Source organism: Egibacter rhizosphaerae, from assembly GCF_004322855.1.
Lineage (GTDB): Bacteria > Actinomycetota > Nitriliruptoria > Euzebyales > Egibacteraceae > Egibacter > Egibacter rhizosphaerae.
Genome location: NZ_CP036402.1, coordinates 561,129 through 582,094 on the forward strand (window position 1 = coordinate 561,129; position 20,966 = coordinate 582,094).

Consider the following 20,966-nt stretch of genomic DNA (forward strand, 5'->3'; position numbering starts at 1 on the left):
GTCACCTCGTCGTCGCGGGCTGTTGGAGCGGGTTCGTCTCGCCTGCCGGCAGCTGAATCTCGTGGCAAAGGTTGCGTTGCTCACCGAGGCCGGTGATCGCCGTCTCGAGGACGTCGCCGTCGCGAAGGAAGCGCGGGGGATTCTGGCCCATCCCGACCCCCGCGGGGGTGCCGGTCGACACGAGGTCGCCCGGCTCCAGGGTCATGAACCAGCTGAGGTACCTGACCAGCTCGGTCGGTGGGAAGATCATGTCCGCGGTCGTACCGTCCTGGACCAGGTCGCCGGAGACCCGGGTGGTCAACCGCAGATCCCCCCGGAGCTCCTCCTTGGTCACGAGCCACGGGCCGAGAGGATTGAACGTCTCGTGCGACTTCCCCTTGATCCACTGCCCCCCGTGCTCGAACTGGTGAGCGCGCTCGGTGAGGTCGTTGGAGATGCACCAGCCGGCGATCGCCTCGTACGCGGCGGCCTCGTCCGGGAGACGACGCGCGTGCTGCCCGATGACGACGCCCAGCTCCACCTCCCAGTCGCACCGGTCCGAGTCCGGAGGCAGCCAGACCACGTCGGTGGGACCAGTGAGCGCGTTGGGCGCCTTCCCGAACGCGATCGGCTCCGGCGGCGTCTGCATCCCGCTTTCCCGGGCATGGTCGGCATAGTTCAGACCGATCCCGATGACCTTCGGCGGCCGTGGGATCGGGGGCCCCAGGCGGGCTTCCGAGCGCTCGAGCCGCGGAAGATCGGCTCGCGACTCGACGAGGGCGCGCACGTCAGCGAGCCCCCCCGCGGTGAGCAGCGCCGTCCCGGGATCCCCCAGACGTGCGCCCACGTCCACGATGGTGTCGTCGTCGAGCAGCACGCCGGGTCGTTCCCGGCCGGGTTCGCCGTGGCGGACGAGACGCATGCGTCCTCCCTCGTCAGTCCTCGTCAGTCGGTGGCCGCTGATCCACATGGGCGAATCGCTGTCACTAGAATGAACGTTCGGGATTCGACCGGGCAGCACCGCCGGGACCGGCCCCGGTTCACCGGCCGCCGTTTCCGACATCCCGCTGGACGTCGACGATGAGCACCAAGGAGCACCGGTCCCCCGCTCCCGCCGTGGAGCGTGCCGCAGCGATCCTGGACGTGCTGACCCGTCATCAGGGCGGCCCCCTCGGCTCGTCCAGCCTCGCCCGCGAGCTCGGTGCCCCCAAGAGCTCCGTGTTCAACGTCTGCAACGTGCTCGCGGACGCCGGGGTTCTGCGTCGAACACGGAGCGGCTACGCCCTCGGGCCGAAGCTCGTCGAGTACGGCACCGCCTACCTCTCCAGCATCGATCTCGTCCAGGAGTTCTACGACGTCTGCGACCAGTTCGGCGACCACATCGAGGAAACCGTGCAGCTCGCGATCCTCGATGGCCTCAACGTGATCTATCTCGCACGCAGGCACGGCTCGCGGCCCGTGCGCCTCCAGTCGGAGATCGGGCGCTCGCTCCCCGCGAACTGCACCGCTGTCGGCAAGGCGCTCCTCGCCGAATTGAGCGATGAAGGGGTGCGGGCACGCGTCGAGGCGAGCGGGGGCTTGTCGCGGCTGACGCCCAAGTCCATCGCCGAGGTCGAAGCTCTGCTCGGCGAGCTCGGCCAGGTCCGTGCTCGTGGGGTGGCCTTCGACGAAGGCGAAACCGCCGACGAGATCTTCTGCGCCGCCACCGTCGTCGACGCGCCCGGCTACCAAGGAGGAAAGGCCGCGATCAGCTTCACCCTCGTGCAATCCCTGGCCACCGCCACGCAGGTGGAACGCGTGGTCGCGCAGCTCAGAGGCGTCGCGAGCGAGCTCCGCGGTCGGATGGGGGGAGGGCGCGAATAGGCCCGCGTGTCCGGCGAGCCTCAACGCGGCTCCGTCACGATGCCAGGTGCCGTGACAACGAGGCCGACGCGCTGGGTCCGTCCGTCCAACATGATGGCAACCGTTCACTATAGATCACCTACCGCTGCGGGTCAGGCCAGTGGCGCGGTGGTGTTCGTGTCCACCGGCTGCCCCCGAGCGAGGGCGTCATCAACGACGACCAACGGCTTGACGACCTCTCCCGAGCGCGCCGCTTCGAACGCGTCGTGCGCCCGCCCCAGAGGGAACGGATCAGCGAGGCCGTCGATCTCGATCGCGCCGCGTCGCAAGAGATTGACCGCGCGCACGTAGTCCTCCCGCACCGAGGCATAGCTACAACTGAACGTCAGCTCGCGGCGTACCGCGAAAGTCGGGTTGACCGCGACCTCGCCGCCGTAGAGGGCGACGAGCGTCAGGGCCCCGCCCCTCCGGACCGTCGAGAGTGCGTCCAGCAGCGCCGCCCCAGCTCCCGACGCCTCGATCCAGCCGTCCGGGGGCCCGTCAAGCGCCTCGCTGACCCTCGTATCGATCCCCTCGCCGACGGTCGCCGTCCGGAGGCCGAAGCGTTCCGCGAGCGCGAGGCGGCGGGAGCGATCCTGCTCGACCCCGAGAACCACGACCTCCGCCCCGGCGCGAGCAGCCAGTTGTGCCGAGAACAGCCCGATCGGTCCCGGGCCGCTGACCACCACACGGTCACCCGGCACGATCCGCGTGTGCACGCGCGTCGCCCGTACGGCGACCGACAGCGGCTCCACCAAGGCGGCCGTGCGCAGGGGCAGGTCCGCCGGCAGCGGTACCAGCTGGGCAGCCGGCAGCACCGTCAGCTCGGCGAGCCCCCCGTCGTAGCTGAGCCCCACGATCCGACGATCGGCGCAGAGGTTCGTCGTGCCCGCTCGACACGTGTCACACCGCAGACAGCCTTGGATGGAGGTCGCGACCACGTGTTGGCCGGCCTCGATGCCCGAGGCCTCCGGACCGACGGCCTCGACGACACCCGCGAACTCGTGCCCCAGCGTCACCGGGGGCGAGATCCATTCGAACCCCGGGTCGGACGCGGCGGCATGAAGATCGCTCCCGCAGATCCCGCAGGCAGCGACACGGACGAGCGCGTCCCCTGCACTCGGCCGCGGTTCCGCCACGTCACGTCGGCCGAGGTTCCACGCCTCGGGCGCGAGCTTTCCGAACGCCTCCATCAAGCTGTCTCCGTTCCGCTCGCGACGCCGGCACCCGGTACACGCACTCTCGCGCTCGACCGGTGGGCATTCCGCGACCAGCCGCCGATCACGCCGCGAGCCATCCGCCGTCGACCGCGATCGCCTGTCCGGTGATGTAGCTCCCCGCATCGGAGGCCAGCAGCAGCGCGAGGCCCCCGAGATCGTCGGCGCGCCCGAGCCGGCCCATCGGGATCCGGCTCTCGACCCAGTCGCGCCGGTCAGGGTCCTGGAACAGTCCGTCGGTCAGCTCCGTGTGGAAGTATCCGGGAACGATCACGTTGCAACGGATATCGTGAGCCGCCCACTCGACCGCGAGGCTGCGCGCGAGGCCCAGCACGCCGGACTTCGCGCTCCCGTACGCCGCGGTATGCGGGATTCCGAGGTGGCTGGTCAGCGAGCCCATCAACACCACCGACCCGGGGAGGCCGCGCTCGCGCAATCGGGCCCCGACGGTTTGGCTCAGGGTGAAGGCCGAGCGGAGGTGCACGGTGTGAACCTCGTCGAACTCCTCGAGGGTGAGGCTGTCGACCGGCTTGCGGACCTGGATGCCCGCCGCGTGGACGAGCGTGTCCACTGCCTCGACGCCGGCCGCGGACGCCGCGGCGTCCACGAGGGCGGGGGCTTCCGCGGGCATCGAGAGGTCCCAAGGCAGCGGTGTCGCCGCGCCTCCCGCGGCCCGAATCTGCTCGGCCGCCTCCTCGACCCGCTCGCGACGGCGGGCCGTGACCACCACGTGCACGCCCGCGCCGGCGAGCGCGTCGGCGATCCCGCGTCCCAGCCCTTGCGCGCCCCCGGTGACGAGGGCGGCGCGCCCGTGCAGATCCCAGGGGTGCGGGGTGGCGCTGGGCGAGGCGGTCATCGGTTGTACCCAGGCGCCGCACCGCCGACGGTCTGCCAGACCTCGTCGCACGCGTCGACGACATCGGCTGGCAGTGGGCCGGCGGCGCCGGCCGCGAGGTTCCCCTCCAGCTGTTCGACGCTCGACGCGCCCACGAGCACCGAATCGACCACCGTCCGCGACCGCAGCCATCGGATCGCGAGTTCGGTCAACGACAGGCCCGCCGCCGCGGCGATCTCGTGTAGTCGGGCAACACCGTCGAACTGGGTGTCGTTCCAGTAGCGCTCCCGGTAGCGCGATCCGCTGAATCGCCCCTCAGCCGGGACCTCGTCCCGGGTGTGCTTCCCCGTGAGGAGGCCGCCGGCGAGCGGGTTGTACACCACGCTCGCGAGGCCGGTGGTCGTCGCGTACTCCGCGTACTCGTCCTCGAGGCGTCGGGCGAGCACGTTGTACAAGACCTGGGACAGCTCGATCCGGGCGTCTCCGCGCCATGTGCTCAGGCAGCGCATTTCCGCGATCTGCCACGCGGCGTGGTTCGAGACCCCAGCCCAGCGGACGAGCCCCTCGTCGACGAGTTCGGTCAACGCTCCGAGCGACTCCTCGAGCGGCACTATGCGATCCGGGGCGTGTAGACAGTAGACGTCGAGATAGTCGGTACCGAGCCGCGCCAGACTGGCGCGGATCCGTCGCCGGATGCGCTCCGGCCGCAGGCCCCGGTCCTCGGGGTCGTTCGAGGCCTGCAGACCGACCTTCGAGGCGACGAGCACCTCGTCACGGATGCCCACCAGGCACTTGCCGAGGATCTCCTCCGAACGCCCGGCGCGGTAAGCGTCGGCGGTGTCGAACATGGTGATCCCGGCCTCCCGTGCCGAGGCCACCATGCGTGCGGCTTCCGCCTCGTCGACTTGCTCGCCGAACGTCATCGTTCCGAGTGAGAGGGCGGAGAGTCCGCCCTCGGCCACCACCGGATTCACCGTCGACCTCCTACGCGATCGAACCATCGACCCGTTCGGGACATGGGCTCAGTCACCGCCCCACGGGTACGTTTTCGCCGGCACGCCACCTGACCCGGCTGCGGATCACCCGCGTGACCGTCGGCGCGAGCAGGAGCACGAAGCCGAGCGCGAGCAACACCGCCGAGATCGGCCGCGCGAGGAAGATCATCGGGTCACCCCAGCTGATCGACAGACTCCGGGAGAGCTGACTCTCCATCTCGGGGCCGAGCACGAGGCCGAGAATCAGTGGCGCCGGCGGGAAGCCGTAGCGGTTCATCAGATAGCCGAGCAGCCCGAACGCGCAGGCGATCCAAACCCCCCACATGCGGTTCTCGATCGCGAAGGCGCCCAGCAGCGCCAACATCACGATGACCGGGAACAGGTACTTGTAGGGGATGCGGAGGATCGACGCGAAGGCGGGCGCGAGCGGGAGGTTGAGGGCGAGCAGGAAGAGGTTCCCGATCCAGAACGACGCCATCAGGCCCCAGGCGAGGTCGGGCTGTTCGACCATCAACAGCGGCCCGGGCCGGAGTCCGAAGATGAGGAAGGCGCCCAGCAGGATCGCGGTCGTCCCGGAGCCGGGGATCCCCAGGGTGAGGGTGGGCACGAAGGCGCCGTTCGTCGCCGCGTTGTTCGCGCCCTCCGGCCCGGCGACCCCCGAGATCTCCCCCCGTCCGAACCGCTCGGGGCGCTTCGAGAGACGGCGCTCCGTCTCGTAGCCGAAGAAGGCCGCGAGCGTCGCGCCGGCGCCCGGCAACGCGCCGATGAAGAACCCGAGGAAGCCCTGCCGGATCGCCGGCTTCGCGGTCTCGGCGAACTCCTGACGGGTGAGCTTCATGTCGCGGAACCGGGTCTTGATCGGCCGCGCGCCCCCGCGGCCGACCTGGCGCATCACCTCCGCGATCGCGAACAGGCCGATGACGATCTCGATGAAGCCGAACCCACCGAACAGTTCGATCTGATCGAAGGTGAACCGCCCCACACCGGACTGGGAGTCGATCCCGACCGTGGCGATCGCCAAGCCGAGCGCCCCCATGCTCAATCCCTTGAAGGGATTCTTCGCCGTGAAGCCGGCGACGCTCAGCATCCCCAACAGGATGAGCGAGGTCATCTCCGGGGCGCCGAACTGCAGCGCGATGGTCAAGAAGGCCGGTGCGGCCGCCATCAGCAACACAATGCTGATCGTGCCGGCGATGAACGACGCGATCGCCGCGGCCGCGAGCGCCTTCGCCGCCTTCCCTGCCTGCGCCATCGGGTAGCCGTCGAACATCGTGACGACCGACGCCGGGTCGCCCGGCGTCGCGATCAGGACGGCGCTGATCGTGGCGCCGTACTGGCAGCCGTAGTAGATCCCGGCCAGCATGATGAGCGCCGTCACGGGCTCGAGCGCGACGGTCGCGGGCAGCAGGATCGCAACACCGGTCGCCGAGCCGAGCCCCGGCATCATGCCGATGACCGTGCCGAGCATGACCCCGAGAAGGCAGAAGAGCAGGTTCTCGGGGGAGACGGCGGTCTGAAACCCCTCGATGACGAGCGTGAGCGTGTCCACGGTGCGGATCTCCCCTCGCTACACGCAACGCTGGCAGGCCGACGCGACGCGGCGGTGCGGGCGCTGGCGTCGCCTCACAGGAACGGCGGCTCGGGCAGCGGGACGTTGAGGAACTCCACGAAGATGAGATGGGCGACGATGCTCACGACCACCGCGATGACGACCGCCACCCAGGGGGCCACGCGCTCCATGAACACGAGCATCGCGACCATCATCAGACCGAGCGCCGGCAGGAGACCCATCCACTCCGCCACCACGACGGCGGCGACGGTGATCCCGAACACGGCGAGCGCGCGAGTCGGACGGTCGGTATGCGTGTCCGCATCGGCGCCGCTGTCCAGGTGCTGGCTCGCGACTTCGACCTCGTGCTCCTCGGCGCTCGCCTCCCCATCGCGCCCCTCGAGGGCACGCCCGTGCGCGGTGCCCGAGGCGACTGCCACCTTGTCGGCGGGCGCAGGCTCGTTCCTCGCCTCCGCTGCCTCATCCGTCCGTGGCTTCCCCCCGGGCCTCAGCGAGGTCAGGATCACGCCGAGCCCGAGAACGGCGAGCAGGGAGCCGGCAAGGAACGGCATTCCACCCGGTTCGAGGCGACCGTCCTCGGTCACGACCCCCCATTGGACGAGCGAGTGCTGCGCCATCCACGTGCCCAGCGCCACGAAGCCCGACCCGAAGAGCGCGTCCGGGACGTTCGCGTAGCGGCGTAGCCGTTGGCCGAACCCTGGGCGCTGCGAAGCCTCTGACATGTTCCACCTCGTGTGTGCCGCGTGAGGTCGTGGTTAGGACGAGATCGGGGTGAGTGCCCGGGTCACGGGACCCGGGCACCCACCCCTCGGCGCTCACGGACTCACGTCGTCCGTCCTTCTCGGAGAAGGCAACCAGGCGTTAGTCGTCACCGGTCATCTCCTCCAAGTCGTCGAACACCGCGGGGTGCCACTCGTCCTCGAGCCACTGCCGCCAGTCGCCGCCGAGCTGCATGTTCTCCGCGAGCAGAGCCTCCGACATGTAGTTGTCGTACGCCTCGGTTTCCGGGAACTGCTCGAAGAGGTCGACCCAGTACTGCTCCGCTTCCTCGGGAATGCCAGGGGGCGCGATGAGCCCCCGGTACTTCGTTGCCGTGACCTCCCAGTCTTGCTCAGGGGCGACTGGAACGTCCTCGAAGAGTTCCTCATCCAATCGGTCGGTTCCGAAGCCCACTAGGGCGCGGAACTCCCCGGCCTCGAGCTCGTCACGGCCGTCGCTCGGGTTGACGACGGTCGCATCGATGTCGCCCGCAAGCAGCGCGGGGTTCGTCTCGCCCGTGCCGTCGTAAACCGGACGCTCGAACTCGACGCCGGCCTCCTGCGCCAACTGGAAAACCGTGAGCTCGTCCACACCCGCTGCGGCGGGGACACCCACGCGGAGCGGTTCGCCGGCCTCCGTCGCCTCCTCGGCGTCCTCGATGAACTCCTCGATGTCGTCCCACTCGGAGTCCGCGTCGACGACGATGTAGCCCACGTCCTCCGCGAACATGCCGACATCGGTCCAGGTGTCGTAGTCGAATGGCACCTCCTCGACGAAGGGCAACATGGATCGCATGACCTCCGCGGCGAGGAGGTAGTGCGGATCGCCCTCCTGCTCGAGGAACGAGGCGTACCCGACGGCCCCGGAGCCTCCGGTGAGGTTCTCGACGACGAAGTCGAGGTCGGGCTCGAGCTCCTCGAAGGCCTCGACGATCGCTCGACCGAGGAGGTCGCTGCCGCCGCCCGCGGCGAACGGCACGATCATCGTCACTTCGCCCTCGGGTTCCCAGTCCCCTGCCGCCTCGTCGTCGTCCGAGTCGTCGTCCGGTTCCTCCTCGTCGGGATCAGCGTCGTCATCCGGCTCGTCTCCCTCGGCCGGATCGTCGTCGACGTCGTCGTCGGCCGCCTCGTCCGCCTCGCAGGCAGCGACGAGCACGGTCAGGGCGGCCATCAGGGAGACCGCCGCCAGCCAGCGCCAGCGGGGCAAGGCTCTCCGGTGCTGATCGTCCCTCATTGCAACTCCACTCGCTCTTGGGACTATCCGGCGATCTCCACGGATGCCAAACGGACCCTGCGCGCCTCTCCGCCGCGACCCATCTCGGTGGCTTCGGCGGTGAGTCGGAGGGGGGTGGACAGCCTCCGAAGATCACCTATGGTCTGACAATGACCCGGTAGCAAGATGAGCGTAAGCTAGGTTCCAGACGCTGACAAGAGGTCAGCAGAGAAAACCCGAACGGCGCGGAGAAGGCCCCGACCGAGTCGACGGCGAGCACGGAGGACGAAAGGGCGAGCCGTGAGCACTGCCACCACGATCGTGTGCTTCTTCTCCGACAGCCCGGCCGGTCGGGCCGCGGTGGAGGTGACCGCACTCCAAGCCCGGACCAGGGACGCGGGGATTGTGCTCCTCGACGCGTACACGCGGCAGCCGCCGGCCTCCCAGGCCGCGAAGGACGCCGCCACGCGGCTCGAGGAGGACGGCCTCGAGGTCGAGATGGTGCTCGGCGGAACCCATCGTTCGGCGGGTACCGCTGCGGTATGGCTGGCCGACGAGCGGAACGCGGCAGCGCTCGTGCTCGGCCTGCGCCGCCGTTCGCCGGTGGGCAAGCTCGTGCTGGGCAGCGACGCCCAGGACGCGTTGCTCGGAGCGGACTGTCCCGTCATCGCGGTGAAGGCCCACGAGGACTAGTGCAGGCATCACCTGAGGCCTCCCCGAACGGACCGCCCACGGACCGCCGACTCCCCCTCAAGGCTCGGCCTCCGGTGAGAGCACGGCCTTGGCCACGGTCCCAGAGCGGACGGCATCGAGGGCTTCCTGTGCCCGCTCGAGCGGGAACTCGGTCACGAGACGCTCGAGCTCGAACGCTTCGGTCAGGCGTGGCAACGACTCCACGTATGTCGCGTAGTCGCGCTCCGAGAACGCCCAGGACCCCTCTACTGACAGTTGCTTCCGCGTGATCTCGTTGGGGTTCAGCGATGTCGCCCCCTGATCGGTGTACTGCCCCACGACGAGGCAGGTGCCTCCCGGGCGGGCGAGGGCGAGCGTCTCGACCACGGCCGAGGGGACGCCGGTGCACTCGATCACGAGGTCGGCGCCGGTCGCTCCCATCCCGTCCCGCACCCGCTCGAGGCGATCGTCGACGTCGTTCGGCTCGCCGAGCGGGATCCGCACGTCACCGATGCCGAGCTCCTCTGCGATCTCGAGCCGACGCGGTGGGCCTCCGACCACGACGACGCGAGCGGCGCCGAGTTGGATCGCCATCATCGACGCGGCCAGCCCCACGGGACCGGCTCCCTGCACGACGACGGTCGCGTGCGGGATCGCTGCCGGGACGCGACCCAGGGCGTGGGCGACCGTCGGACCGGCGCAGCCAAGCGAGATGGCGGCAAGGGCGGAAACGCCGGCCGGGAGCCTCAGTACGCTGGAGCCAGGGCGCAGCACGATCGCGTCGGCCCAACCCCCGGACAGATGCGGCCACTCCTCCGCGGATTGATTGATGCCGTAGATGCGGCGACGTTGGCACAGGGTCCGTTCCTGGTCCCGTAGGCAGGCCGCACACCGACCGCACGGGATGTTCGAGGCCCAGATGACCTGGTCCCCGTCGTTGACCTCTCGCCCCAGGAGGTCGGTGAATGGCGCCTCGAGCCCTTCTATCCGCCCGAACGCCTCGTGCCCGAGCACGACCGGCAGGGGGATCGGCAGGCGTCCTTCCTGCAGGTGCACATCGGTGCCGCAGATCCCCGCGTACGCGACGCGCCCGATCGCCCCGCCCGGCTCCGGCGAGGGCACCGGGTACTCGCGTAGCTGGACCGGCGCACCGAACGACTCCAGGACCGCGGCGCGGCTGCCTTCCGTCATGACGTCCCTCCCTGTCTTGCGACCTTGCCCCGGGCGGACACCACGGGGCCTCCCCCTCGCCGAGACGCGTCCCGGTCGCGCGCGAGCTCACCGCGGGGCCTCCGTCGAGGCCTCGTCGACCGCGTAGCGCTCGATCAGCCGTTGCGCGAGCAGCATCGTTGCCCCCGCCGACAGCGCCAGGACCCCCGCGCCGCTCCATGCCCACGCGAAGTCGAAGAGCTCCACGGCCCACCCGAACAACCCCGGGCCCGCCATCGCCCCGACGAACAGTCCACCTTGCGCCACCCCGCTTGCCGCCGCCGGCTCACGGTGGAACGTCCGCACGAGCGCCAGGGCGAAGAGCCCGTTCCAGCCCCACCCCGCCGCGAAAGTCAGCAGCGCAAAGGGCGCCAGCACCGGCCCGCTCAGCCACGCGAGCCCGAGATAGCCGAGGCTGGAAACCGCCAGCAGCCCGCCCACGGGTCGCAGCGAATGCCATCCACGTCGATCCACGAGCCAGCCCCCCGCGACGCGCGCGGCGATCGCTGACGAGCTACTCAGCACCAGCAGCGCGCCGGCGAGCGATTCCGCGACGCCGTCGTCGACGAGCGACTCCACCAGGAAGATGCCGAGCGAGTTCGCCCCCATATTCCCGAGCAACGCGGCGAGCACCAGCGCGCGGAGCACGCGGTTGGCGGCGGCCGAACGTCGCCGCCCGCCCTCCCCGCGGACCGGTCCGCGCGCTCGGGACCGGTCACGCGGGGCGAGCACCACCGCGGTGACACACAGCCCCACCGCGGCCACGAACGCCCACCGCCAGCCCACCGTCAGGGCGATCAGCGGCACGGCCGCCCCACCCAGGAGACTCGTGAACGGCACCGCTGACTGCTTGGCGCCGAACACCAACCCTTGGCGACGCTGACGGACACTGTGCGCGAGCAGCGCGTTCGCCCCCGGCTGCGCGAACGCGTTCCCGATCGCCGCGACAGCGAGGCCCGCGAGGACGTGCCCATACGACGTGGAGGCCGCGATCACGAGCAACCCGACCCCGGCGAACAGGGCCGTGGTCGCCATCGCCTTCCCGATACCCAGGCGCTCGGTGAGCCGGCCAGCGGCCGCCGAGAGCGCCGCAGACACCGCGAAGAACACCGTGACCGCAAGACCGAGCTGCCCCTCGGTGAACGTGAGTTCCCCGCGCACCTGCACCGCCATGCCACCGAGCAGGAACGGTGGCAGCGCTCCGACCGTCGTCACCACGATCGCCGCAGCGACCGCACGTCCCGGGCCGACCGGGCCGCCGGTGTCAGTGCTCATGGCTGACGAGGGCTCATGGCTGGCTACGCCCCCTACTCAGCCGTCCCTCCCACCTCTTGGCCAGCGGCTCGGCGCCCCAACTCCGCGAGAATCTCCTCGCTGTGCTCGCCGAGCAGCGGTGGGTGCGTCGAGTCCCCCGCATGACCTTCCCCAAATGCGACCGGAGCACTCGGCAGCTGCAACGCCCCGAGGGTCGGGTGGGCGACCTCGTCGATGAGCCCCAGGTGCGCGACCTGCGCAGACGCGTAGGTTTCGCTGATCGTCCGGATACGGCCCGCCGGGATCCCCTCCTCCTCGAGCCGTGCGACCCACGTCGCCGCGTCAGCGGACTGGAGCGCGGGGGCCATCGCCTCGGCGAGCTCGGTGGTGCGCTCCACGCGGTCACGGTTCGTGGCGAACCGGACGTCCTGAGGATCGAGGGCGACGAGCGGCGCGAACCGCTGCCAGAGACCCTCGCTGCCCACGGCGATGTTGATGGACCCGTCGGCGCACTCGAACGCCCCGTAGGGCGCGATGAGCGGATGATGGTTCCCGCTCGCCCGCGGCTCCTCGCCGGCGACCAGCCAACGGGTCCCTTGGAAGGTGTGGACGGCCACCATCCCCGCGAGCAGCGAGGTGCGCACCGTCTGGCCCCGACCCGTCCGATCCCGCTCCTGAAGTGCGGAGACGACGCCGAACGCCCCGAACATCCCGGCGAGGATGTCGGCGATGGGCACGCCGACCTTCGTCGGCTGATCCCCCCGTTGGCCCGTGATCGACATCAGCCCGCCCTCGCCCTGGACGATCTGGTCAAAGCCGGCCCGGTGTCCCTCGGGGCCTCCGTGGCCGAACCCGGTGATGGACAGTTGCACCAGCTGCGGGTTGCGCTCGCGGAGCGTCTCGTGACCGAACCCGAGTCGGTCCATCACCCCCGGGCGGAAATTCTCCACGAGCACGTCCGCGGACTCGATCAGTTCCCCCAGCACGACGAGGTCGTCGGGGTCCTTCAGGTCGAGCGAGATCGAACGCTTGTTGCGGTTGACCGAGAGGAAGTACGCCGAGTGCGAGCGGTCACCGTCGTCGACGAAGGGAGGACCCCACGAACGGGTGTCGTCACCGGTGTCGGGGCGCTCCACCTTAATGACGTCCGCGCCCGCATCGCCCAGCATGAGCGTCGCGTAGGGACCCGCCATCGCCCGGGAGAGGTCGACCACTCGTACGCCCGCAAGCGGCCCCCCGCGACTCACGCCCACAGCTCCTGGTGTTCGCGCGACTTGCGCTGGTACTCGCTCGTGGTATGCGCGATCATCTGGTGCTCGGACTCTCCGGCCTCGCGTCGCACCTTGCCTGGCACGCCTGCCACCAGGGAGTTCGGGGGGATCTCTGCCCCCGGTGTGACGACCGCGCCGGCCGCCACCACCGAGCCGCGCCCGATCCGCGCGCCGTTCAACACGGTCGCGCGCATCCCGATGAGGCAGTCGTCCTCGACGATCGCGCCGTGGACGATCGCGCCATGCCCGAGCGAAACGCGGTCGCCGAGCAGAGTCGGCTCGCCCGGGTCGGCGTGCAGGATCGATCCGTCCTGGACGTTCACGTCCTCGCCCAGAACGATCCGCTCGTCGTCACCGCGGGCCACGCACGCGTACCAGAGGCTCGATCCTCGCGCCATCTCGACCTTGCCGATGACCGTGGCCCCGGGGGCGACGAACGCCTCCTCGTGGATGGAGGGGGTGACCCCGTGAATCGATGCGATGATGGGCTCGCTCACCGCCGGCCTCCTTGTTCAGCGGTTCTGCCAGTTCGCCTGCCGCTTCTCCACGAACGCGGCGGTGCCTTCCTTGAAGTCGTCGCTGCCGTAGACCTGCCGGATGATGTCCTCGTCCTCGGGGAGCTGTTCGAGCATGAGCCGGCGCGTGAGCTCCTTCGTCGCCGCCATGGTCAGCGGCGCGTGACGTTCCAGCTGCTCGCAGAGTGTGTCGACACGGGCGCCGAGAGCGCCTTCCGGGACGACCTCCGTGGCGAGCCCCAACGCGAGCGCCCGCTCGGCGTCGACGAAGTCCGCTCGATAGATGAGCGCCTTCGTCGCCGTCGGTCCGATCATCCACACGAGCCTCGAGATGTTCTCGATCGACACGCAGTTGCCGAGGGTGCGGGCGATCGGCAGCCCGAACTTGGCGGTCGACGAGCAGACCCGCAGGTCGCACACGGCGGAGATGGTGAGCCCACCACCGACGGCGTAGCCCTCGACGGCGGCGATCGTCGGCATCGGCAGCGCCTCAAGCTTCTGGACGATCCGCTCGATGCGCCGCTCGTAGTCGATCCCGTCCTCTCCCGACTCGAACTCCTTGAACTGTCCGATGTCGGTGCCGGCGATAAACGCCTTGCCACCCTCCCCCCGCAGCACGACGACGCGCGCCTCGGGGTCGTCGGCAAGGGACTCGCAGTGCGCCTCGAGCTCGTCGTACATCTTCCACGTCATCGCGTTGCGCGCATCCGGGCGGTCGAACGTCAGCGTGACCCTCGCGCCGTGGCGCTCGAAGCGGACCTCGCCCTCGTCACTCATCGCTAGACCACCTCCGACTGCCGCAGCGCGGCCAGCCGCTCGTCGTCGACGCCGACCTCACGGAGCACCTCGGCGGTGTGCTCGCCCACGAGAGGCGCGTGCCGGCGGATCGCCCCCGGGGTCTCGCTGAGCTTCAGCGGGAGCCCCAGCGTGTTGACGGTGCCCTCGACCGGATGCTCGTACTGTTCGAGCATGCCGCGCTCGATCGTGTGAGGGTCCTCGAAGACCTCGGCGTAGTTGTAGATGGGGCCGGCCGGCACGCCGTGCTCGCCCATGACCTCCATCCACTCCTCGGTCGTCCGCTTCTGGAGCACGGCCTCGACCTCGTGCTCGAGCTCCTGGCGGTTCGCCATCCGGTCCTCGTTCGTCGCGAACCGCTCGTCCTCGATGAAGTCGTGACGGCCGATGGCCTCGCAGAAGCTGACCCAGAGCTTGTGGTTGTTCCCCCCGACGGTGAGGTAGCCGTCGGAGGTCCGGTAGGCCTGGTAGGGAGCGGTCAGTCGGTGCGCCGAACCCGTCGGTTGCGGGACGCGCCCGGTGGTCCAAAGCTCCGCGGTCTCCCAGATGCCCAGGGAGAGTGCTGCCTCGAACAGGCTGGTGTCGATCGCCTGACCACGACCGGTGCGCTCGGCGACCATGACCGCACTGAGCACCCCGAACGCGCAGTACAGACCGGCGCCGAGATCGCTGAGAGGGATCCCGGACTTCACCGGGTCCCCTCCCGGCTCGCCGGTGATGCTCATCACGCCGGCCATGCCCTGGGCGATGAGGTCGAAGCCAGCCCGCTGACTGTGGGGTCCGGTCTGGCCGAACCCCGAGATGCTCGCGTACACGAGACGCGGGTTGATGCCGTGGATCGTGTCGGGATCGATGCCGAGACGGGACGTCACCCCCGGGCGAAAGTTCTCGCAGATGACGTCGGCCTCGCGCGCGAGCGCGTAGAAGAGCTCCCGTCCCTCTTCGGACTTGAGGTCGAGGGTGAGGCTGCGCTTGTTTCGGTTGATCGCGATGAAGGCAGCCGTGTCGTCTCCCTTGCCCTTGAAGCCCATCGCGCGACGGGAGACCTCGCCAGACGGCGGTTCGATCTTGACGACGTCCGCACCCATGTCCCCGAGGATCATGGTGCAGAACGGCCCGGCCATCGCTTGCGTGAGGTCGAGGACACGCAGGTGCTCGAGCGGCAGCGTCATTGGGCACCTCTCCCTTGGCTCGTGGCGTCCCTTGGGTCGTGACGATCCGGGTGCGGCCTCCATCCACCGGGACCGACGGCCGAACGGTTCATGGTCAGACCTTATGGCGGCGCAACGTACGCGTCGTCGGTACCCGTGGCAAGAGGCGATCCGCCTCCCGTTGCGTCTCTTCGCTCAGCTGCGTGAGGTGCCAGCGGGTGCGAGGAGCGACTCGAGTGTGGAGGCGACCTCCTCCGTCGAGGCGCTGCCCCCGAGGTCGGCGGTGCGAACGTCCGTGCTCGACAGGAGCTGTTCGATCGCCGAGAGGAGCGTGTCGTGCGCACGCTCCAGGCCGAGGTCGCGCAGCATCAAGGCCCCGGACCACACCTGGCCGATCGGGTTCGCCACGCCCTTGCCTGCGATGTCGGGTGCGGACCCGTGCACCGGCTCGAACATGGATGGCCCATCCCCGCCGAGGCTCAGGTTCGCCGAGGGTGCGATGCCGAGGCTCCCGGCGACCGCAGCGGTGAGGTCGCTCATGATGTCCCCGAAGAGGTTGGAGCCGACGATCACGTCGAGCGTGCTCGGCCGGGACACACACGCGGCGGCGAGCGCGTCGATGTGCATGGACGCAACCTCGACGCCGGGGTGCTCCTCGGCGACCTCTGCCACGATCTCGTCCCAGAACGGCATCGAGTGGACGAGGCCGTTCGACTTCGTTGCCGACGTCAACACCCCTCGCCGCCCTGCGGCCGCGTCGAACCCGGCGCGCACGACACGTTCGACCCCTGCGCGGGTGAACACCGATTCCTGGATCGCGAGCTCCTCGGGCCGTCCGGAGTAGACGCGGCCGCCGACCTCCGAGTACTCCCCTTCCACGTTCTCGCGGACCACAAGCACATCGAACGTCCCGAGGACCTCCGGGCGCAGAGGCGACGCGATCCCGGCGAAGCTGCGGACCGGGCGCAGGTTCACGTACTGGTGGAATCGCCGACGGATGGGGATGAGCATCCCCCACAGCGAGATGTGGTCCGGCACATCCGGCCGACCGACGGCCCCGAGGAAGATCGCGTCGAAGGCCTCGAGATCCTCCAAGGCGTCTTCGGGCATCATTGCGCCCTGTGCGACATAGCGGTCGCAGCTCCAGTTCCGCTGCTGCCACCGCAGCTGGACGCCCTCCTGTGCCGCCGCCGCAGACACCAATGTCTGCGCGGGTTCCATGACCTCACGGCCGATTCCGTCGCCAGGAAGCGCCACGATGTCGACTCTGTCCGGTGCCGCGCCCACGCAAGCCTCGATCGTCTCAGACGTCGGACGCTGTTCAGCCTATCGGAAGCACTCGGCCGCTCGCCATCGCTGCCGACAAGGCCCGTGGGCGTGCCGACGCTGCCCGAGCCAGACGACCCCTACTCCGTCGCCAACGTGGCGTGCGCGCCCAAACCCAAGGGCTTTTCCACCGGGCAGAGTTGGCGTCCCACCGAGTCGGTGAGGCTCTCGCCGCCTGGGAGAGGTCAGATCGTGCCCGGCCGGGTGGCGCGCGGCTGCCTGTAGCGCCGATGGGACGGCGTGCCTAAACGCGAGCCCCTCGTCGACAGGGTCCGTTCCCGAAGTAGCCCGCGAGCGGCTGGCGTTAGCTCGGGCTGACGCCGACCGTGTTGATCCGATCGAGGTTCGTGCGTCATCCCTTACGCGATACCAGCGGGGTGGCCTGTTGGCACCGCGGAGCGCGGACCTCATACTCATGTTCGCGGCTACTCGCACCAGGCGGTGCGGAGGTCATGATGGCGAGCATGAACGGCGGGCCGGAGTCCGCATCGGCCGTGGACGGACTCGAGCTCGGCGCATGGGGTGCGGGTCGGCGGAGGCACGGGTTGGTCGCGTTGCCCGTGGCGGTTTCGACGCTGGTGGGTCGAGAGCGAGAGCGTGGGGAGGTCGCCGAGCTCCTCGGTGAGGGGCGGCTGGTCACGCTCACGGGCGCGGGCGGCTGTGGGAAGACCCGGTTGGCGCTCGAGGTCGCCGGTGACGTGGCTGCGGGGTTCGCCGCTGGGGCCTGCTGGGTGGATCTGGCGGGGGCGGGAGAGGCGGACACGGTCGCGGCGGCGCTCGCCGAGGCGGTCGGGGTGCGTGAGCAGCCGGGGCGGGGGCTGGTGGACACGCTCCTCGAGCAGCTGCGCGCGTGGCACGGCTTGGTGGTGTTGGACAACTGCGAGCACTTGGTCGAGGCGTGCGCGGCGCTGGTGGCGGGGCTGTTGCGGTCGTGCCCGCAGGTGCGGGTGCTGGCGACCAGCCGGACGCCGTTGGCGGTGGAGGGGGAGACGGCGTGGGAGGTCGCCCCGTTGTCGGTGCCCGAAGCGCATGCCGGATCGGCGCGCGAGGTCGGGCGCGCGGAGGCGGCGCGGCTGTTCGAGCTGCGGGCGCGGCAGGTGCGGCCCGACTTCGCGTTGAGCGACGACAACGCGGCGGCGGCGGCAGAGATCTGTCGGCGGCTGGATGGGATCCCGCTGGCGGTGGAGTTGGCGGCGGCGCGGGTGCGGGTGCTGTCCCCGGCGCAGATCGCAGCGGGGTTGTCGGACCGGTTCGGGCTGCTGACCGGCGGGGTGCGCGGGGCCCCGGTGCGGCAGCAGACGCTGGAGGCGTCGGTGGCGTGGAGCTTCGGGTTGCTGTCGGATGCCGAGCGGCTGGCGTTGGCGCGCCTGTCGGTGTTCGCCGGATCCTTCACGCTGGACGCCGCGGCGGAGGTCGTCGGCGACATCGACTGCGGCACCCCGGTGATCGATTTGCTCGCCGGCCTCGTCGACCAATCCCTGGTGCAGACCATCGACGACACCGAAGAGGTCCGCTATCGCCTGCTCGAGACGATCCGTGTCTACGCCCGGCAGCGGCTCTGTGTGCTCGACGACCCCGCGCGAGTACGCGAGCGCCACCTCGACGTGGCCCTGCGCCGGGCGGCGCGCGCGGGCGTCGCTTTGAACGGCCCTGAGCCGCAGGCGTGGCAGGCGCGTCTGACCGCGGAGGTGGAGGATCTGCGTGCGGCGATGGCGTGGGCGGTCGAGTCCGGCCGGCCCGCAGCGGCGCTGGACATCGCCGAGCCCACGTTTGCCTTCTGGTTCGAGCGCGGTCTGCACTCGGAGATGCTGCGACGGCTGCACGCCGCCGTCGAGTTGCCCGCGGCGGGCGACGTCGAGCGTGCCCGTGGCTTGACGACGGCCGCGCTGTTGGCTCTGGCGGGAGACGACTGTCGGGCTAGCCACCGCGTCGCCGACCGGGCGGTGGCGCTGGGGCGGGCGACCGAGCTCGACGCACACCTCGTGCGGGCGCTGACCTACCGAGCGGCGGCTGGGTTCCGCAGCGGGTGCGCGACCAGCGAAGAGGTCGAGGCGGACGCCGAGGAGGCGATCACCCTCGCCCGCGAGCTCGGCGACGACAAGACGCTCGCGCGGGCGTTGGTCCTCACCGGAGAGCTCGCCATGGGCGGGCGCACCCTCGTTCGCGGACGCGAGCTGCTGGCCGAAGCCGCCGACGTCTGCGACCGCGCCGGACTCACCTATCAGCTCGCGTCCGCCCTGGCGCTCTCGAGCTTGGGGCTCGGGTTCGCCGGCGATCTCGACACCGCCCGCGCGCACGCGCGGCGCGCCCTCGAGCTCGTCCGACGGTTCGAGCGGCCGGGCGTCGCCGCGTGGGCGCGGACCGGGCTCGCCGTCGCCGACCTGGTGCAGGGCGACGGCCGTGCCGCGCGGGAGCACCTCGCCGAGGCAGTCACCGCGGCCCGTCGCAGCGGGCTGGCCACCTTCGAGCTGACCGCCAGCCGGTGGGTGGCCGTGGCGGCACACCGGGTGGGCGATGCCTCCGTCGCCCGAGCCGGGGGCGAGGCGGTGCTGCGCACCGCGCGCGAGCGGGGAAGCCGCTTCGACGAGGCGGGCGGCGAGTGGGTGCTCGGCGCCGTCGCTCTGGCCGAGGATCGACGCGACGACGCCCGCGCTCACCTCGCGCGCAGCCGCCAGCTGTCGGTCGATCCGTGCTACCCGTTCGCCCTCGGGCGCGCGCTGCTCGGGCTCGCCCACCTCGCCGAGACCGACGGTGACCCCGACGACGCGTGGGAGCTCGCACACGAGGGTCTCGCGGTGCTGGCCGACCACGGCGACCGGGTCGGAACGGCTGAGGTGCTGGAAACCGTCGCCGGACTGGCCGTCGCGCGCGACCACTCTGACGAGGCGTTGCGGCTGCTGGCCGCGGCCGAGCGATTCCGCGACGAGGCGGGCATCGTGCGGTTCCCGCTGGCAGCTCGGTGGGCGGCCCGGCACGTGGCTGCCGCACAGGCAGCGCTCGATCAGGAGGACGCCGAGGCGTGCTGGGCCGACGGGACCGGCCTGTCGTTGAACGAAGCGGTCGCCTATGCGCGCCGCGGTCGGGGGGAGCGCGCACGCCCGGAGTCGGGCTGGGGTTCGCTGACCCCCGCCGAACACGACCTGGTGCGGCTGGTCCCGCAGGGCTGCACGAACGCCGAGATCGGTGCGCGTCTGTTCATGAGCGTCAACACCGTCAAGAAGCACCTGTCCCACGTCTACGCCAAGCTGGACGTCGACGGGCGCGCCGATCTCGCCGCCGAGGTTGCCCGCCGCGACCTGTAGGCGTACCCACCCCTGCGCGGTTTCGTACCCGGTCGGGTGATGTTCTCCGGCAAGGGGTCCTCCATCCTCGCCGCAGCACCCGAGAGCAGGAGCGACCACCATGCCTTCCGACCGGATCCACCGCGCCGTCTCCGCCGACGGCACCGAGATCGCTGGACGCGTCCACGGCCAAGGGCCACCACTGGTCCTGTTCCACGGTGCGCCACACGACGGCGCCCTCGCCTGGGAGGCGCTGATTCCTCACCTCGCCGACCGATTCACCTGCTACCTGCCGAGCTCGCGTGGCCGAGAACTGTCCAGCGATAGCGAGGATCACACGCCCCCGCGCCACGTGGAGGACGCCAGGGCTTTCGTCGACACCATCGGCGGATCGGTCTACGTAGCCGGCTGGTCAGCCGGCGTCACGGCAACGCTGGGCGCCGCCGCCAACAGTGGCGCGGTGGCCGCCGTGGCACTCTACGAGCCCACCGTGATGTCAGTGATGCGCGAGGACGACCTCGCCGACATCAACGCCGCGTTCCAGCAGATCGGCGCGGCGGTCGCCGAGGGCCGGCTGGCCGATGCGGCGCGTGCTTTCCACCCCTTCGTCGCCACCGACGATGAGCTGGCTGCCCTGGGGCCGGACTACTACGAACGCTCCGGGCCCGCCTTCCCCCCGCTGCTGCGCACGGTGCAGGCGCTCCAGGGCTACGAGGGACCCAGAGCCACCGACCCCGAGGCGATGGCGCGGATCAGCGTGCCGGTCCTGCTTCTGCGAGGCCAACGGACCCTGCGCGCTACCTACTACACCGCCTGCGAGCAGTACGTCGCCGAGCACGTCGCCGACCCCCACGTCCGCGAGCTGCCCGGCATCGGCCACTTTGCCCCGGCCCTCGCCCCCGAGCACGTTGCCGAGGCACTGGTCTCGTTCTTCGAATCGGTCCGGCAGCCGGCCTGACCAACGAACTGAGGCCCCTTCCAAGCGGTTCCACCGCCCCGCTCGCGGGCCGGTGGACCTCCGATCCTTGCGTCCGGACTCGTAGC

The 20,966-nt window shown here is 70.5% G+C and carries 18 protein-coding genes; 4 read left to right on the top strand and 14 right to left on the bottom strand.

The genetic code is table 11. The features are described 5' to 3' along the window. Window position 1 precedes the first annotated feature (1 nt). Entirely contained in the window at window positions 2-901 is a 900-nt protein-coding gene (locus tag ER308_RS02580; RefSeq protein ID WP_131153557.1) for a fumarylacetoacetate hydrolase family protein, read from the bottom strand. Between the two features lie 158 nt (window positions 902-1,059). Here ER308_RS02580 and ER308_RS02585 point away from each other — a divergent pair, with 158 nt between their 5' ends. Next, on the top strand, window positions 1,060-1,842 hold the full coding sequence (locus ER308_RS02585; protein ID WP_131153558.1) for an IclR family transcriptional regulator: 783 nt from the start codon (window positions 1,060-1,062) through the stop codon (window positions 1,840-1,842). 131 nt (window positions 1,843-1,973) lie between these two features. Here the strand turns inward: ER308_RS02585 and ER308_RS02590 are convergent, their stop codons facing one another. The 6 genes from ER308_RS02590 to ER308_RS02615 form a co-directional block, all read right to left on the bottom strand. Beyond that, a complete protein-coding gene (locus tag ER308_RS02590) occupies window positions 1,974-3,053 on the bottom strand; it encodes a zinc-dependent alcohol dehydrogenase (protein WP_165491763.1) in 1,080 nt (359 codons plus the stop codon). Window positions 3,054-3,141: 88 nt separating this feature from the next. Then, on the bottom strand, window positions 3,142-3,933 hold the full coding sequence (locus tag ER308_RS02595; protein WP_131153560.1) for an SDR family NAD(P)-dependent oxidoreductase: 792 nt from the start codon (window positions 3,931-3,933) through the stop codon (window positions 3,142-3,144). Further along, window positions 3,930-4,886 carry an aldo/keto reductase gene (locus tag ER308_RS02600; protein ID WP_205745860.1) on the bottom strand — a complete coding sequence of 319 codons (957 nt, stop codon included), beginning with the start codon at window positions 4,884-4,886 and terminating at the stop codon, window positions 3,930-3,932. The genes ER308_RS02595 and ER308_RS02600 overlap by 4 nt, the downstream gene beginning before the upstream one ends. Window positions 4,887-4,938: 52 nt before the next feature. Continuing rightward, a complete protein-coding gene (locus ER308_RS02605; RefSeq protein ID WP_131153562.1) occupies window positions 4,939-6,456 on the bottom strand; it encodes a tripartite tricarboxylate transporter permease in 1,518 nt (505 codons plus the stop codon). 74 nt (window positions 6,457-6,530) lie between these two features. Continuing rightward, complete coding sequence (locus ER308_RS02610) at window positions 6,531-7,199, bottom strand: tripartite tricarboxylate transporter TctB family protein (protein ID WP_131153563.1); 669 nt, start codon at window positions 7,197-7,199, stop codon at window positions 6,531-6,533. Between the two features lie 139 nt (window positions 7,200-7,338). Continuing rightward, on the bottom strand, window positions 7,339-8,469 hold the full coding sequence (locus tag ER308_RS02615) for a tripartite tricarboxylate transporter substrate binding protein (RefSeq protein WP_131153564.1): 1,131 nt from the start codon (window positions 8,467-8,469) through the stop codon (window positions 7,339-7,341). A 279-nt stretch (window positions 8,470-8,748) separates the two neighbouring features. On the opposite strand from ER308_RS02615, the gene ER308_RS02620 reads away from it, so the two are divergent. Continuing rightward, the gene (locus ER308_RS02620) at window positions 8,749-9,141 is read left to right on the top strand and encodes a universal stress protein (RefSeq protein ID WP_131153565.1); all 393 of its coding nucleotides are present in this window, start codon (window positions 8,749-8,751) and stop codon (window positions 9,139-9,141) included. Between the two features lie 57 nt (window positions 9,142-9,198). Here the strand turns inward: ER308_RS02620 and ER308_RS02625 are convergent, their stop codons facing one another. The 7 genes from ER308_RS02625 to ER308_RS02655 all read right to left on the bottom strand — a co-directional run bounded on the left by ER308_RS02625 (window position 9,199) and on the right by ER308_RS02655 (window position 16,575). Next, complete coding sequence (locus tag ER308_RS02625; RefSeq protein ID WP_131153566.1) at window positions 9,199-10,311, bottom strand: zinc-binding dehydrogenase; 1,113 nt, start codon at window positions 10,309-10,311, stop codon at window positions 9,199-9,201. A gap of 87 nt (window positions 10,312-10,398) precedes the next feature. Continuing rightward, window positions 10,399-11,604 carry an MFS transporter gene (locus tag ER308_RS02630; protein WP_131153567.1) on the bottom strand — a complete coding sequence of 402 codons (1,206 nt, stop codon included), beginning with the start codon at window positions 11,602-11,604 and terminating at the stop codon, window positions 10,399-10,401. Between the two features lie 32 nt (window positions 11,605-11,636). Beyond that, window positions 11,637-12,830 (bottom strand): CaiB/BaiF CoA transferase family protein, encoded by a 1,194-nt coding sequence (locus tag ER308_RS02635; RefSeq protein WP_131153568.1) that lies wholly within the window; start codon window positions 12,828-12,830, stop codon window positions 11,637-11,639. Beyond that, a complete protein-coding gene (locus ER308_RS02640) occupies window positions 12,827-13,351 on the bottom strand; it encodes a gamma carbonic anhydrase family protein (protein WP_205745861.1) in 525 nt (174 codons plus the stop codon). The genes ER308_RS02635 and ER308_RS02640 overlap by 4 nt, the downstream gene beginning before the upstream one ends. 15 nt (window positions 13,352-13,366) lie before the next feature. Next, complete coding sequence (locus ER308_RS02645; protein WP_131153569.1) at window positions 13,367-14,146, bottom strand: enoyl-CoA hydratase/isomerase family protein; 780 nt, start codon at window positions 14,144-14,146, stop codon at window positions 13,367-13,369. 2 nt (window positions 14,147-14,148) lie between these two features. Next, a complete protein-coding gene (locus ER308_RS02650; protein WP_131153570.1) occupies window positions 14,149-15,336 on the bottom strand; it encodes a CaiB/BaiF CoA transferase family protein in 1,188 nt (395 codons plus the stop codon). A 174-nt stretch (window positions 15,337-15,510) separates the two neighbouring features. Continuing rightward, complete coding sequence (locus tag ER308_RS02655) at window positions 15,511-16,575, bottom strand: tartrate dehydrogenase (protein ID WP_420826237.1); 1,065 nt, start codon at window positions 16,573-16,575, stop codon at window positions 15,511-15,513. A gap of 530 nt (window positions 16,576-17,105) precedes the next feature. Between ER308_RS02655 and ER308_RS02660 the strand changes: the two genes are divergently transcribed. Next, window positions 17,106-19,943 (top strand): winged helix-turn-helix domain-containing protein, encoded by a 2,838-nt coding sequence (locus ER308_RS02660; protein WP_131153571.1) that lies wholly within the window; start codon window positions 17,106-17,108, stop codon window positions 19,941-19,943. 100 nt (window positions 19,944-20,043) lie between these two features. Further along, window positions 20,044-20,880, top strand: a complete 837-nt coding sequence (locus ER308_RS02665; protein WP_131153572.1) for an alpha/beta fold hydrolase — start codon at window positions 20,044-20,046, stop codon at window positions 20,878-20,880. Window positions 20,881-20,966 lie beyond the last annotated feature (86 nt).